Here is a 14,033-nt window from a genome sequence, read left to right as displayed (position 1 = left end):
CATACATTATGAAATGATGTGAGACAGCCACGCTTTATCTAGTTCGTTCTTGGTGGTAACGATTTAGCAAACTTTGAATAAGTGTAGAGGATGCTCGAAACGTAGTTTTCTGCAATCGGTTTATAGCATCAGGAAAGTTAATTAAGTCTTGAGTTCCAGCTCTATACAGAATACCTAGTAACCCTGTTACGGTAAGGTTACGTTGAAGCGCTTCAACTCGTGCGTCCATGTCATCAAGAATAATTAAGGTAGCATTAAGGTGGAAGGCGAGCGAAATAGCTTCTTGCTCACCTGCACCAAGTTTATTGGGGAGATCAGGAAGAAGTTTAGTAACAGGTTGAATGTCAAGCCAGGTTGGGTAATCCAATTTTGAACTTGGGTATAAGACCCTTCTGCAAGCAGTTCTGTGCGAACAGCGTTGGGAATAAGAATATTGTTGAAAAGTTGGGGCAGTATTTCAACGTGATTAATCAGGATTAGGTAGCACAGAGGTGAGGTATCACAAACAACGGTCATAATTGAGCAAGGGCTTGGTTTATTGATTGCAGGTCTTGGTCGAGGTCTGTTTCGGTATAAGGTAGGTAGGCTTCATGGGCTTTAAGGAAGGCATCGGTTGCTAGTCGTCCGGGAAGGTTGAGAATACGCTGTACTTCGGCAGTAGAAAGTTGACGACTGCGGTAAGCATCAACAACCAGGGATTCAAGCGCGCGTCTCGATAGTTGCTCAGGGTTATCAGCGAGTTGGTAAACGATATCGTCAGGAATGGTGAGAGTAATTAGCATATTTTTTGTAAATATATTTAATAATTGGATTATAAATAAGCTTACTATATCAAAAATCCATAAATTCATCAGCCAGGATTGCTTTTTGTTTCTTTAATTTGACGATACTCTGCTTCTACTTCCGTATCTAGCTCACGTCGATCAGCTTCAATAAATGCCAGCATGTCATCAAACTGAGGGTCATCTTGGAATATTCCAGCCCGTTTTAGCAAAGGATGTTCAGAATCAATATCAATTTCAATAATTTCGGTTCTATCGTACATAGCGTGCTAAATTTTAATTAAAATCTATAAATATGCATGATTTACAAGGCTTACAGACGCTTTTATTTTTAATTTTGGACAAGAATACCGTTCTGAAGGTAATAATAGCTGTAAGATAAGCCCAGCAAGCTTTTTAAGGTTATTTTTCCCTAAATTAGCACGCTAAGTACGCAAGAGCCGTTTTGCTCAAATGCTTATGTGGTAAAGTTTCTAAAAAACTTTGTGATTTACTGAATATAAATTAATTACTAAAAATAAAACTAACCATCTTGTGGGATGGGCATCCTTGCCCGTCCTATATAAACAGGCGCCAATCTTAACCTCCTCTTACTCCTTTTTGCTCATAAATAACCATTGCTTCCATTAAAACTTAAGAGCGAAAATAACAGCTTAAATCTGCTAAATTTCTTAAATTTACCTTGCGATTTATTATATTTGATAACTCATCCTCCATTTTAAAAATAGCTAAACCTGGAGTTTTTCCTGGTTGAAATTCTACTAAAACATCTACATCACTTTCTCTAGTAAAATCATCTCTTAATACAGAACCAAATAAAGAAAGCTTGTGAATTGAGTAACGTTGACAAAATTGTTTAATTTTTTCGTAAGATAAATTAATAGGAAGAGTTTTTTGTTTCATGGTTACAATCTTAATAATTTTATTTCCATACAGGACTTGAGTTTAACTGAGTAATCGTGCGTCACCAAGTCTTATAATACCATTTGGAAGAATAAGTTATAATACCGAATTTTTAAGCACAATTACTCATTGACGTAACGAGTTTGAGCTTAACTTGACACTAATGGCATCGCAAGCCCCGTCCCATCCAAATATTTAGGCGCCAATCTTAAGCTCTTCTTACTCTTCTCTCTGTGTACTCTGTGTCTAATAAGGTAATTATCTTTACCTGAAAATGACTAGTGGGTTGTTTGTTTGAATGTTTATGGCGGGCAAGGATGCCCGCTCCACAAGAGATGTTGCTCCACAAGAAGGAAATGTTAGTTTAGAAAATCTCTTTTTTATTGGCTCTGTTAGTTATTCTTCGCTGGTATAATTTTGACTGCTTGAAATTGTGAGGGGTATGGGGAGGTGAGTTAATAGGTACTAATATATATGTTGGGTTCCGCAAAGTCTCCACCCAACCTACAATGTGAATGCGTTATTGGAAGGGTTGACCTATGGGATATGTAATTGCAACTGCGAATATGAAGGGTGGTGTGGGTAAAACGACGCTGACTGTCAATTTGGCGACGTGTTTGGCGAAAAATCATGGTAAACGGGTGTTAGTACTTGATTTGGATACGCAAATTAGCGCTACTCTTAGTTTAATGTCTCCTGTTGAGTTTGCTAATCGTCGTAAACAGGGTAAAACGTTTCGATATCTTATCGACCAAATTATGACCCCTAGTGAGGCGCCGAGTCATACTATCCATGATGTAATTCAAAAGCAGGTTTGTAATGTATCTGGTTTGGACATGATACCGGGTGACATTGACTTGTACGACGAGTTTGTAGTGTCGGAACTGTTGCACCAGCAAGCGGTAACTTTGGGTGAGAAGGATTTTGAGACAATTTGGAATCGTTTTGAGCGGGTTCTGCTCAATAAAATATTGGAACCTGTACGCAATGAGTACGATTTTATTATTTTCGATTGCGCTCCCGGTTATACTTTATTGACACGCAGCGCGTTGGCAACGAGCAACTACTATATATTACCTGCAAAACCGGAGCCATTATCCATAGTTGGGATTCAACTTCTAGAAAGACGTATTGCCCAGCTAAAAGATAGTCACGAGCAGGAAGCTAAGATTGATATTCAAATGCTGGGGATTATATTTACCATGTACAGCGGTAATTTGCTTAGTGGTAGGTATTATAAGCAGGTGATGAACCGTGTACATCAGGACTTTGGCGATAGCAAGGTGTTTAAAAACCAAGTGCCTATGGATATGAACGTGGCAAAAGCTGTTGATAGTTTTATGCCTGTGGTTTTAAATAATCCCCAGTCTCCTGGTTCTAAATCTTTTGTGCAATTAACACAGGAGTTGTTAGCAAAATTGTGATGCGCGAGGAGGTTTTGGCTGGCGCCAGTCAAAACCATCTCTGAAATAAGCTAACCTCAAAAAAGCACTATTGAACGCTTTCCAACATGCAGGGAAGACTTTGAAATTAAATGGACATTTAAAGAAGCTCAAGATAAGTTATCTCACCGGAATGCAACAACGTATTAATACTTGATTTTTGTACTAACCTTTCTATTTACGTAACCTTTGTTCACGTAGAAGCGTATCACACCACGCTGCGTTGTCAAGTTTGAGAGGTGGTACTGGTTCAAGATTATAATTAATTCTTAAATAATATCTAGCACGGTTATATATACTGTTTAATAGAGATTGTATATCTAAAATTGGTTCTATATCTTCTGATTGTAAAGGTAGGTGAAATGAGGGTATTGGCTGTTGAACAGAAAAGGTGTATAGTTTCGCTTTGGGACGAATATCGCTTCTGCTGACAACTATGTAATAATCGCTTATAGCTACTTCTCCTAAAATAGACATTGGTTTGCCACTTCTTAATAAATCAATTTCTATTAAATGAGAAAGACTAGCTAATACTTTTTTCCTTTTGCTTTCGTAGGCTTTTCTACCTTCTCCAGCTTTTTTGTTTTTCGGAGATATAACTTCAATTGTTGTGACCACAAAACTAGTTTCTATTTCTCGTATTTCTAAGTAACTTTCTGTAACATTTTCTGGCATTGGTATCATTACTGTTATACCTTCTGATGTAGAAAGGTGTGTTGTAGATGAATGCTGCGGCGCCAGTTGTTTAGAGAAAACAGAAACATCAGGTATCCCAACAGATATAGAATCTGAGTCATCACTTAAATAAGTACGTTGTTCAATGGCAACTTGATATTGCTGTGGGATATTTACTTCAATTGCGTCTGCTATCGCTGTAATTAATCTATGATGTAACTCTGCCCAAAATACAGGGTTCTCTAAATATGGATTCATTCCTGGAAACGGATTATTCATTTTTGGAGCGTCCAAAAAAAACTACTCTTAAATTTTAATCATTTTGTGCATCGGAAAGTATTTGCTTCTTAAGGTGGTGCTAAATTCTTTCGTTTGAGAGATTCGGCGCGTGTGTGAACAGCCATATATTGAGTCTATGGATATATAATATTAGGTTGTGTTATTATGATGCTTTTTATACAGAATTGGCAGTTTTTGGCTTGCGGTGGTATGGTTGTTGGGTCTGTGTTTATGGGCTTGAAAGCTGCTATTTCTCAAAATAAGCCTGGTATCAAATATTCTTTCGTTTGCTTTATGATTGCTGTTACGTCGGCTGCTTTGCTGCAAACGGGTTTATAGTTGAAGTTTATTATATATTAATATTTGGCACAGGCAGGGATGCCTGTTCCACAAGAGGTGGGAATTTTATGGGTTAAAACTACGGCTAATCAGTCAAGTTGGTGTAATATGGAATAGGTTTTTTATATTTACACTGCTATATATAATGCGGATTGCGCGCGATATAACCGAGTTAATTGGCCGGACTCCTTTAGTCCAACTCAATAAAATTCCTCAATCTTCTGGGTGTGTTGCTCAAGTTGTGATGAAGTTGGAGGGTATGAATCCTTCTGCTTCTGTGAAAGACCGCATCGGCACCAGTATGATAAGGGCAGCGGAGAAAGCTGGGTTGATTAAACCGGGTAAAACGGTGTTGGTTGAACCGACTTCGGGTAATACGGGTATTGCTTTAGCGATGATAGCTGCTGCTAAAGGTTATCGTTTGATTTTGACGATGCCTGATACGATGAGCATTGAGCGTCAGTTGATTTTGAAAGCTTATGGTGCTGAAGTTGAATTGACTCCTGGTATTAAGGGTATGCAGGGAGCTATTTGTCGCGCGAAAGAAATAGTCAGCACTGTTAAGAATACTTATATGCTGCAACAATTTAATAACCCTGCCAATGCCCAAACTCACAAAGATACTACTGCCGAAGAAATTTGGAGTGATACCGACGGTCTTGTTGATATGATTGTCGCGGGTGTTGGAACAGGAGGTACAATTACTGGGGTGGCACAAGTTATAAAAAAGCGTAAACCTGATTTTAAAGTCGTTGCTGTTGAACCTGCTAATAGTTCTGTACTTAGTGGAGGTAAACCAGGGTCTCATAAAATCCAGGGTATCGGCGCCGGTTTTATTCCTCCTGTTCTCCAATTACAATTAATTGACGAAGTGTTCCAAGTCTCTGATGATGATGCTATCACTTACGGTCGGCGCCTAGCATCCCAAGAAGGTATTTTATCAGGTATTTCAACGGGTGCAGCTTTGTATGCTGCTGTGCAAATTGCCAAAAGACCCGAAAACGCTGGACGCTTAATTGTTGTAATTCAACCTAGTTTCGGTGAACGCTATCTTAGTACACCTCTATATAAAGATTTGGGACTGCAAGAATTAATCGAAAATTTAACTGGGATAAGTTGATGCAGTTGTGAAATAAAAACCATGCAGTGGTAGAATATATTTACACAATCTACTTCTATCCGGGCGGATTTGTGTGGTATTAGTATTAAAGTATTAAATTATTTGGAATTTGTAGCAGACGTTACACCAAAATTTAGCGTATAACCTTTAGAAAAGTACTGACATGGCGATTTTAAAGCTTAGTAACGGCGAAATCATCAGCAAAGAGAGCGAAATTGTTGAGATTTTAGCTTCTTTGCAAATAGAACTCAATCACCACAATTTTGACAAGTCAACTGAATTAACATATTATTCTGACCTGTTGAAGCAAGATGTTCTCAGCTATCGAGAAAAAGACTATATTTCACAGTCGTATCAGGAAGAACTTGATTTGATTAAGCAGCAGGGTGACTATTTCTGTTATGACCTGTTTGTGCTGCATCCGGGTTCACCAACTTTATATACGCATAATAAAACATACAGCCGCTATCATACACATGCAGATGCAGAAGCGCTGTATGTTTTATCTGGTGAAGGGGTTTTTGGTTTTGTGCTGCCAGATGGTAATCAAGTTCAGGTGTTACTACAAGCACACGACTTCATACATATACCTTCTAATAGCGAACATTGGTTTAGTTTAAATGCATCTTTGAATATCAAAGCTGTTCGGTTCTTCTCTAGCGCGCGTGGTTGGATGCCAGAGTATACTAACACCGAGGTAGAAATTTCTTAGCTTGGAACGAGTTGAGTTAAATACTGAGGTTATCTAGGGAGAGAGTATTTTCTCTGCGGAAGTAAGAGGAAGATTGAAATCCCAAGGTTTTGCAAGATTCAGCACACTGACGGCAAATGGTCGCACAGTTTTTGATTTTAGGGTCGTTGCTCATGTCGCATAACATCGCTGTACTGAGACACATTTCAGCACAAAGTTGACATGTACGTCCCATAAATTCTGAACCATCTGTGATTAAATTGACGCACATCATGCACATCTCAGCACAGTCACGCATCATACACACCAAATTCATATCGATGGTATTGTCAAGCGTTTTGCAATAGTTAATGGTATCAAGGCAAGTGTCTTGACACTCAATACATACTTGCTTACAAGCTTCAATTTCGGTGAGTACTGTTTCTTTCGTCATCATCATGGTTTTATTCCCCTGCACAAAACGGCTCGTCAAATAGCTTATATTTAGTACGTTAAAACTTTGTATCTGATAAATCAATATGCCTCAAAGGTTCTAAATTTTGAACTTTTGTAAATACAGTTGAAAAGTAGGGATTGATTTTACATACAACTTTTTTAACAATTCAGGATTAATGAAGGTCAAACCTAGGTAATTCTGTTCTTTTAGACCTTATCGCGATTTGATTTGATGGTCGAAATGAGTATTTAAACTTATAAAGGTATTTTTTTAACTTTGAGAACCTACGGTTGCCAACTTCACATTATTGTCATGAAATCTTGATATTTAGTTTTTACCACAGAGAGAACTTGGCGGTGTCGGTTTCCGTCCCCGAAGTTTTGTGCGGGGAAACCCCGACACACAAACTTCTCTTCGCCAAAGTTCGGTGGACACAGAGCAACAGAGGAAGAGTTATTCAATTTGGTTATGCACGATAGGAAAACTCGTAACAAAGTAATTAGAGTCGCTTTAACTTTAGTGCTGGTGGGGATAATTTTCTTCCCTTTTGCTTTTGTTCAAGCTGGAGAGAGGGGAGTACGAATGTATTTTGGCAGAGTTGAAGATGAAGTTCTTTCGGAAGGTATTCACTGGATCATTCCGTTGGTGAATACGGTTAAAAATTTGAGTGTTCGAGTTGAAAAGCAGGAAATATCCGCTGAAGCATCTTCAAAAGATTTACAGGAGGTTTATGCTGATGTTGCTTTGAACTGGCACATTGTACCAGAAGAGGTAAATATTATCTATCAGCAGATAGGTGATGAAATGCAGGTAATAGATAAAATTATCAATCCTGCGGTTGAAGAGGTATTAAAAGCGGTAATGGCACAGTATACTGCGGAGGAGATAATTACTAAACGTAGTGAGGTGAAGGGTGGGGTTGATAAGCTATTGACGGCGAGGCTAGCTAGTTATCACATTTATGTTGATGATATTTCGCTCGTCCACGTTCGTTTTTCGGATCGATTTATGGATGCTGTTGAAGCGAAACAGGTTGCTGAACAAGATGCAAAACGCGCGGACTTTGTTGCACTTAAGGCAATTAAGGAAGCGGAAGCGAAGGTGAATTTGGCTAAAGGTGAAGCGGAAGCACAAAGGTTGATAAAAGAAAATTTAACTCCAGACCTTATTCGGAAGCAAACAGTGGATAAGTGGAATGGGCAATTACCTAAAATTGTTAATGGTGCAGATTTGAAGTTTGATGTTAGTAAGTTTGTGGAGTAAATTGGCAACGGATGTAACGGATGTAACGGATAATGTTGTAGGGTGCGTGAAAGCTATTACAATTTATAAATGAAACGAAATATTTAAGTGCTTTCACGCACCATCAATCTTCCCATAATTAGTCATGGTTAATGAAAGACAAAATTACAATCAAGATAAAGAAAGCGTCAAAGGTACTTCAGGCTGTAGAAAAAGCACAAAAACTGCAAGATGACCGAATTAAGTTTGGCTTAGATCATATAACCCTTTACGTGGAAGACGTAGAGGGAGATCGGCTAGATACGTGGGATGATGAAAAAATGTGTCGGTAGTGGTCTGTGTCATTAATTCTGGGGTGTAGGCGCCAATATCTCATTCTCTTAACTCTTAATCTTTGTGTTCTTTGTGTCTTTGTGGTTAATCCTCTTACACCCCAAAACTATTGACACGAACCAGTAGTGGTTCATGTCAATAGTTTTGGTAAGTTGCGGATAGTCAGATCCCCGACTTCGTAAAAGTTGTCGGGAATCTTGCCAGGTGGGATTTTAGTATTAAAAGCTTAATACTTCGAGGGTATCGAGAATGTATCTAGCCGCATCAACAAAAATTTCATCTATTTCTTGAAATTTATCAGGGTGAATCACAGATTTTAAACGTTCAAAGGCTACTATATCATCAATCCCATCACCACCAAAACCAGCTTCTAAAACATTTATGTATTTAGGCTCAACACCTAACCAATTAGCAGAGTCTTGCAAGTACTTTCTTTCCTCAATTGATATTTCACCATCTACAGCAGACATTTCATAGCAAAAACTCATCATCAATATCTTTTCCGGTTCTGATAAAGATGCTGTGAGTTTTGACAATTCTTGCGGCTGTTGATAAATATCACTTTGGGGTACTTTTTCCAGTAAAACCTCTATTAATTCACGGACACTATTATTTTTTGGGGGAATCAGACGCTTAATCGTTTTTGCCAGTAATTGCTTCTCTGCCTCTTGCTGCATACCATCGGCAATGATAACTCCCCAAGTAATAGTAAGTAAAGATGATAAGAAAAGCACAATGGTATTAATATCCGTTTTAGAGAGTTTTTTATCTGTAATGCGTGATAATAGTTCTACAGATTCTAAACTCACGAATCGCAAACCCAAATAATCAAAATTTTTGGGATTAATTAAATTTTGCAACTCTTTCCATGTTGCAACATCTGGAATATACTTACTGCTATACCAAGTTTCTAAAACTTCCGTATATTGGGGAGGAATTTTCAGTGTATTTGCTGTTGCTCTTAGATATTCTCTTTCACTCATCGCTATTTCCCCATCTACGGCTGACATTTCATAAGAAAAACTAATCAGTAAAGTTTTTTCTTCTATAGAGAGTGATTTCGTCAGCTTCAACCATTCAGATGGGTTTCTATATACCGGGTTTTCTCGGATGCCTTTAGTCAAAAGTTGGATTAATACAGGTACATCACCTTTTCGAGGAACCAACTGTTCAATGGTTTTTTCTAACAACTGTGTTTCAGATTCAGTAACAATACCATCAGCAAACATCACACCAAGAGTCATAGTGACTAATGCCGATAAAAAAATGACGCTCTTGTTTACATCCGTTTGATTCAGCCTGCGTCCTGTTAGATGGGATAGCAATTCGACTGCTTCAGATTCAACTAATACTGTGTTCATAACTCAAACTACCTTTCGTATGAATAAGAAAAATCAAGTACTCAGCCCTAATTTCCTGCTCAAAGCTAACCAGCCTTTACTTTTAGACGACCCTTCCATTGTTTGGATAATTGAATCAGGAGTTGTAGGGCTATTTGCGGTTGCAATCCAAGACGGCATTCCAGTAAGTGAACGTCGTTATCTATTTAGTGCAAGTCCTGGAGAGGCATTATTTGGCTTCGATCTGGCTGAGGTTAACTCGATAGTTACATCAACTGACGACAGCAACCATCCCAAAATATACGGAATTTTAGCAGTACCTCTAGAAGAAAGCACTGTAAGTAAAATTACGCAAGATATCTTTGAAGGCTCGGTTATTGATAGTCAAAGTCTGTTGATAGCGAAACCTGTAAGCAAGAAATTAATCGTTTCAGCAGAAAAATGGATAGAAAAGTTTTCTATTTTCCCTGGTGTAGTCAACCCTGCAACAATTCTAGATAATTCAATTTTATATACTTGGGAGATTCTCTCAGAAAAGGTGGTACATCTATACAGAGATTTTCTACGACACCTTTACCAATTGGAACAACAAGAATACGAAGAGCAACTTACCCAATTTGAAGCTAGAGAAAAACTCAATCTTAAGGTAACAACTGGGGCATTGGGAGAACTTGCCTCCATCCTTAAACCCAAGTCTAAAACTCTTTTGGAGGAGGATACAAGCTTACTAATGGCGGCTGGCGCCGTAGGAAGAGCATTAGGAATTATGATTCGACCTCCTGGTAAATCAGAAGATTTAAATCGTGTAAAAGAACCAGTTGAAGCAATTGCACGAGCATCCGGGGTTCGTATGCGTCGGGTTATTCTCACACCTAATTGGTGGAAACAAGATTCTGGACCATTGCTAGCTTATGCTAATAGCGATAAATGTCCTGTAGCACTTCTTCCAATAGGTAGTAATCAATATGAAATATTCGACCCTGCCACTCGCAAACGAACTTCTGCAGCGAAGTTTTTAAAAAAAAATGAATTAGACCCAGTTGCTTATATGTTTTATCGGTCTTTACCCGATCAAAATTTGAAGGCGATAGATTTACTGAAATTTGCCTTAGCCGGTCGTGGCAAGGACATTATGGTCTTGTTTTTAGCAGGGGTTGTTGGTAGCTTACTGGGTATGATAACTCCTCAAGCCACAAGTATCCTAATAGATAAGGCTATACCTGATGCAGACAGAGGATTTGTACTGCAAGTAGGTATTGGCTTACTGGCAGCTAGTTTTGGCACTGCAATATTTCAACTTACACAAAGTTTTGCATCATTAAGATTAGAAAGTAATTCTGACGCTGATACACAAGCTGCTGTATGGGATAGATTATTAAACTTGCCAATGTCGTTTTTTCGCGAATACTCGATAGGGGATTTGCAATCGAGAGTTTCAGCGATTTCAAAGATGCGTCAGCAACTAAGTAGTAGTACTTTGCTAACCCTCTTCACCAGCCTGTTTTCGTTACTGAATTTGGGTTTACTGTTCGTTTATAGTTCCAAATTAGCCTTAGTCGCAGTAGGTGTAGGTATAGCTGTGATGGCAGTTACGATTATCTGCGGCACCCTTACCCGTCGAACTATGCGTCCTTTGGAAGATATACAGGGAGAAATCTCCGGTTTGATGGTGCAACTAATCGGTAGTGTTTCTAAACTTAGAATCGCAGGTGCGGAAAATCGTGCTTTTGCTCACTGGGCTAAAAAGTATAGTAAACAACTGAAGCTCATGTTGAGTACACAGTTGATTGAAGACTTAGTTGCAGTATTTAACATAATGGTGCCTGTTGCATCTTCCATGATAATTTTTGCTTTATCAGCTAAAATTATGGCGGATTCAATGCAACCAGATGCAGCGAAGGATGTAGAAAAGTTAACAGCTGGAAGTTTTCTTGCTTTTAATGCAGCTTTTGGGATATTTGTCACGGGTATTACTAATTTAAGTAATACCTTGATTCGGATTTTAGAAGTAGTGGTTTTATGGGAGCGTGCAAAACCGATTCTTCAAGCGACACCCGAAATTAATTTACAAAAAGCTAATCCTGGTAAACTGACTGGCAAAATCGAGTTAGAACACGTGTCTTTCCGCTATCGTGCTGATGGTCCTTTGAATCTAGATGATGTTTGTATCAAAGCCGAACCAGGGGAATTTATTGCTTTTGTTGGACCTAGCGGTAGCGGTAAATCCACCACCATTCGCTTACTATTAGGATTTGATACACCAGAAGTAGGAACTGTTTATTATGACGGTCAAGATTTATCAGGACTAGATATATCCGCTGTACGGCGCCAACTTGGTGTAGTATTGCAAAATGGGCGGATTAATAGCGCTTCAATATTTGATAATATTTCAGGTGGCGCCCTAGTTACAATGGATGAAGCTTGGGAAGCCGCGCGTATGGCAGGGTTTGCTGAAGATATTGAGGCAATGCCAATGGGGATGCATACAGTAATATCAGAAGGTGGTACTAACCTATCTGGAGGACAACGCCAACGCATGTTAATTGCCCGTTCCTTGGTGTTGAAACCAAAAATTTTGATTTTTGATGAAGCGACTAGTGCATTAGATAATCGTACTCAGGCAATAGTCAGTGAAAGTTTGGAACGGTTGCGGGTGACACGAATAGTAATTGCCCATCGTCTCAGTACCATTCGCAACGCTGACCATATTTATGTAATTGAAGCAGGTAGAGTAGTACAGCAAGGAAGTTTCGATGAACTTGCACAACAAGAAGGGCTATTTGCGAAACTAATGGCTAGACAAATTGCTTAAGTCAAAAAATTATCCGTGTAAAGACGCGATAGGAAGCGTCTTTACATCTGTGGTTAGAGTAATAGCCAAGAACGTTAGTTTTAATATGAAGAAGTAGATAGCAAAAAGTAGTTTATCTACTTTTTATAAATTATGGACATTAGATACAGATGGAAAAACGGCGCCGCACCAAGTCGCGACCAAGCAGCGCACGATAAAAGTTTATTAGATGAGAGTCAATTTAGTCACGAAGAAGATAGAAAAATAGCTGAAGAGACAGCGAGAAAGAAGTTAGGTGTGCCTTTAATTACACCTGATGAAGAACGTCCAGTTCTTCCTAAATAAAATTTGTAAGTAAATGCCTTGTGTATGTTGGGTTGCGCTTTGCTTTACCCAACCTACCTACTAAATGTTTGTTGACGCTGTATTCAGGGAATAATAAAGCAAAATAAACTTATACACCTGTCTACATATGGACTTTTTTGAAATAATTTTAATATTAGGTCATTTTATTGGTTTCATAGATGGTAACAATGTTCAGGTTAAAGATGATGCTGGTAAACTTGTAACGGTCAAGCTTGCATGTATTAATGTACCTGAAACAAATGGAAGGGCAACCTTAAAGAAAATACTGGCGCCAAATACTCCCTTAGTTGTCAAAACTACAGAATCTGTACAAAATGGTAGTATATTTGGCGAGGTGTTTGTAGATAATAAGTCTGTAAATCTTCGTATGGTAGAAGAAGGCGCCGCAGTTGTTGAGCGAAGGACTTTAAATAATTGTTTTGAAAGCAGGAGTCAATATTTAATTGCTGAGGCCACTGCTAAGAATAAACGTTTAGGGTTGTGGAGACAATCAAAAGTGTATTCTTTGCGTGGAAAGCTAATTTATAAAGAAATTCCTGCGGTTATGTCACAAGAAGCTTATTTGGGTGAAGAGTTTTTTCTAATTACTGATTCTCGCTCAGGTAGTAAAATAGTATTACGTCCGTCTGAGCAAGTTTCTCGTAGACAGTTGCAATCATTTCATAATCGACAAGTGGAAATAAAAGTTATGTTTGTTGAGGGTACTCGTCCTTCTGCTCAAGGAAGTAGTGCTTGTCCTATTGATGTTAATGGTAAGTGTGTAACCCAGGGTAAAGGCTATCGGGTTTTATCTATTAAACCTTTGTAGCACAGGCAGGATGCCTGTGCTACATGATGTTATATTACGCGCGCAGGAAGCGGAAGAATACATATATTGCAGAAGTTATGAGTTGTAGTACCATTACTGGTATACCATAGTGTAAGAACGTTTTGAATGAAATACGGCGCCCATGTTGTTCGGATACACCTGCTGCGACTATATTCGATGATGCTCCTACTAATGTACCGTTGCCTCCTAATGTGGCGCCAAACATCATCGCATTAGTAAATACAAGCAACAATGCGCCTAATAAAGTTGCAATTGTCAAGTGTACCCACTCAGTCATAATAAAAAAAATAACGCACAAAAATGTGGTAATGCTAATCAACGTTTGCCAATTCTCCATCTAATACCCCTAATAAATACTAAATCTATGACAATACTACTCGGTTAAGAAAATAATCCCCCCAACCCCCCTTAATAAGGCAGGGCTGTTTCATTCCCTCTCAAATCGGATTTGTCAAGATGGTTAGC

General features: G+C 38.6%; 15 protein-coding genes and 2 pseudogenes. 8 read left to right on the top strand and 9 right to left on the bottom strand.

Going from position 1 to position 14,033, the window contains the following annotated elements:
* Positions 1-34: 34 nt before the first annotated feature.
* From AC2JBO_RS13295 to AC2JBO_RS13275, 5 genes and pseudogenes are all read right to left on the bottom strand, one after another.
* Positions 35-367 (bottom strand): PIN domain-containing protein, encoded by a 333-nt coding sequence (locus AC2JBO_RS13295; protein WP_496954131.1) that lies wholly within the window; start codon positions 365-367, stop codon positions 35-37.
* A 53-nt stretch (positions 368-420) separates the two neighbouring features.
* Positions 421-516, bottom strand: a pseudogene (locus AC2JBO_RS13290) (PIN domain-containing protein); the annotation flags it as partial.
* Entirely contained in the window at positions 513-782 is a 270-nt protein-coding gene (locus tag AC2JBO_RS13285) for a UPF0175 family protein (RefSeq protein WP_496954130.1), read from the bottom strand. The gene AC2JBO_RS13285 and the pseudogene AC2JBO_RS13290, both read right to left, overlap by 4 nt.
* Positions 783-850: 68 nt before the next feature.
* Positions 851-1,045 carry a hypothetical protein gene (locus tag AC2JBO_RS13280; RefSeq protein ID WP_496954129.1) on the bottom strand — a complete coding sequence of 65 codons (195 nt, stop codon included), beginning with the start codon at positions 1,043-1,045 and terminating at the stop codon, positions 851-853.
* Between the two features lie 370 nt (positions 1,046-1,415).
* The gene (locus AC2JBO_RS13275) at positions 1,416-1,685 is read right to left on the bottom strand and encodes a nucleotidyltransferase family protein (RefSeq protein WP_496954128.1); all 270 of its coding nucleotides are present in this window, start codon (positions 1,683-1,685) and stop codon (positions 1,416-1,418) included.
* 539 nt (positions 1,686-2,224) lie between these two features.
* Between AC2JBO_RS13275 and AC2JBO_RS13270 the strand changes: the two genes are divergently transcribed.
* Entirely contained in the window at positions 2,225-3,109 is an 885-nt protein-coding gene (locus AC2JBO_RS13270; protein WP_496954127.1) for a ParA family protein, read from the top strand.
* Positions 3,110-3,301: 192 nt separating this feature from the next.
* On the opposite strand, the gene AC2JBO_RS13265 is transcribed toward AC2JBO_RS13270, so the two are convergent.
* Positions 3,302-4,081, bottom strand: coding sequence for a DUF4058 family protein (locus AC2JBO_RS13265; RefSeq protein WP_496954126.1), 780 nt, complete (start codon positions 4,079-4,081; stop codon positions 3,302-3,304).
* 165 nt (positions 4,082-4,246) lie between these two features.
* Between AC2JBO_RS13265 and AC2JBO_RS13260 the strand changes: the two genes are divergently transcribed.
* The 3 genes from AC2JBO_RS13260 to AC2JBO_RS13250 all read left to right on the top strand — a co-directional run bounded on the left by AC2JBO_RS13260 (position 4,247) and on the right by AC2JBO_RS13250 (position 6,252).
* A complete protein-coding gene (locus AC2JBO_RS13260) occupies positions 4,247-4,420 on the top strand; it encodes a hypothetical protein (RefSeq protein WP_496954125.1) in 174 nt (57 codons plus the stop codon).
* Positions 4,421-4,565: 145 nt separating this feature from the next.
* Positions 4,566-5,540 carry a cysteine synthase A gene (gene cysK, locus AC2JBO_RS13255; protein ID WP_496954124.1) on the top strand — a complete coding sequence of 325 codons (975 nt, stop codon included), beginning with the start codon at positions 4,566-4,568 and terminating at the stop codon, positions 5,538-5,540.
* A gap of 163 nt (positions 5,541-5,703) precedes the next feature.
* Entirely contained in the window at positions 5,704-6,252 is a 549-nt protein-coding gene (locus AC2JBO_RS13250; RefSeq protein WP_496954123.1) for a cupin domain-containing protein, read from the top strand.
* Between the two features lie 16 nt (positions 6,253-6,268).
* On the opposite strand, the gene AC2JBO_RS13245 is transcribed toward AC2JBO_RS13250, so the two are convergent.
* Positions 6,269-6,670 carry a four-helix bundle copper-binding protein gene (locus AC2JBO_RS13245; RefSeq protein WP_496954122.1) on the bottom strand — a complete coding sequence of 134 codons (402 nt, stop codon included), beginning with the start codon at positions 6,668-6,670 and terminating at the stop codon, positions 6,269-6,271.
* A gap of 465 nt (positions 6,671-7,135) precedes the next feature.
* On the opposite strand from AC2JBO_RS13245, the gene AC2JBO_RS13240 reads away from it, so the two are divergent.
* A complete protein-coding gene (locus AC2JBO_RS13240) occupies positions 7,136-7,930 on the top strand; it encodes a prohibitin family protein (RefSeq protein WP_496954121.1) in 795 nt (264 codons plus the stop codon).
* A 530-nt stretch (positions 7,931-8,460) separates the two neighbouring features.
* Here the strand turns inward: AC2JBO_RS13240 and AC2JBO_RS13235 are convergent.
* On the bottom strand, positions 8,461-9,603 hold the full coding sequence (locus AC2JBO_RS13235) for a TerB family tellurite resistance protein (RefSeq protein ID WP_496954120.1): 1,143 nt from the start codon (positions 9,601-9,603) through the stop codon (positions 8,461-8,463).
* Between the two features lie 19 nt (positions 9,604-9,622).
* Here AC2JBO_RS13235 and AC2JBO_RS13230 point away from each other — a divergent pair, with 19 nt between their 5' ends.
* From AC2JBO_RS13230 to AC2JBO_RS13220, 3 genes are all read left to right on the top strand, one after another.
* Complete coding sequence (locus tag AC2JBO_RS13230) at positions 9,623-12,394, top strand: NHLP bacteriocin export ABC transporter permease/ATPase subunit (RefSeq protein ID WP_496954119.1); 2,772 nt, start codon at positions 9,623-9,625, stop codon at positions 12,392-12,394.
* A gap of 132 nt (positions 12,395-12,526) precedes the next feature.
* A complete protein-coding gene (locus AC2JBO_RS13225; RefSeq protein ID WP_496954118.1) occupies positions 12,527-12,718 on the top strand; it encodes a bromodomain-containing protein in 192 nt (63 codons plus the stop codon).
* A 127-nt stretch (positions 12,719-12,845) separates the two neighbouring features.
* A complete protein-coding gene (locus tag AC2JBO_RS13220) occupies positions 12,846-13,547 on the top strand; it encodes a thermonuclease family protein (protein ID WP_496954117.1) in 702 nt (233 codons plus the stop codon).
* 34 nt (positions 13,548-13,581) lie between these two features.
* On the opposite strand, the pseudogene AC2JBO_RS13215 reads toward AC2JBO_RS13220, so the two are convergent.
* Positions 13,582-13,779 (bottom strand): annotated as a pseudogene (locus AC2JBO_RS13215) (transporter); the annotation flags it as partial.
* Positions 13,780-14,033: the final 254 nt, after the last annotated feature.

Source organism: Calothrix sp. CBUCES-K 9914, from assembly GCF_059640475.1.
The sequence above is the reverse complement of the archived record's forward strand: the minus strand, read 5'-3'. Positions and strand labels throughout refer to the sequence as shown.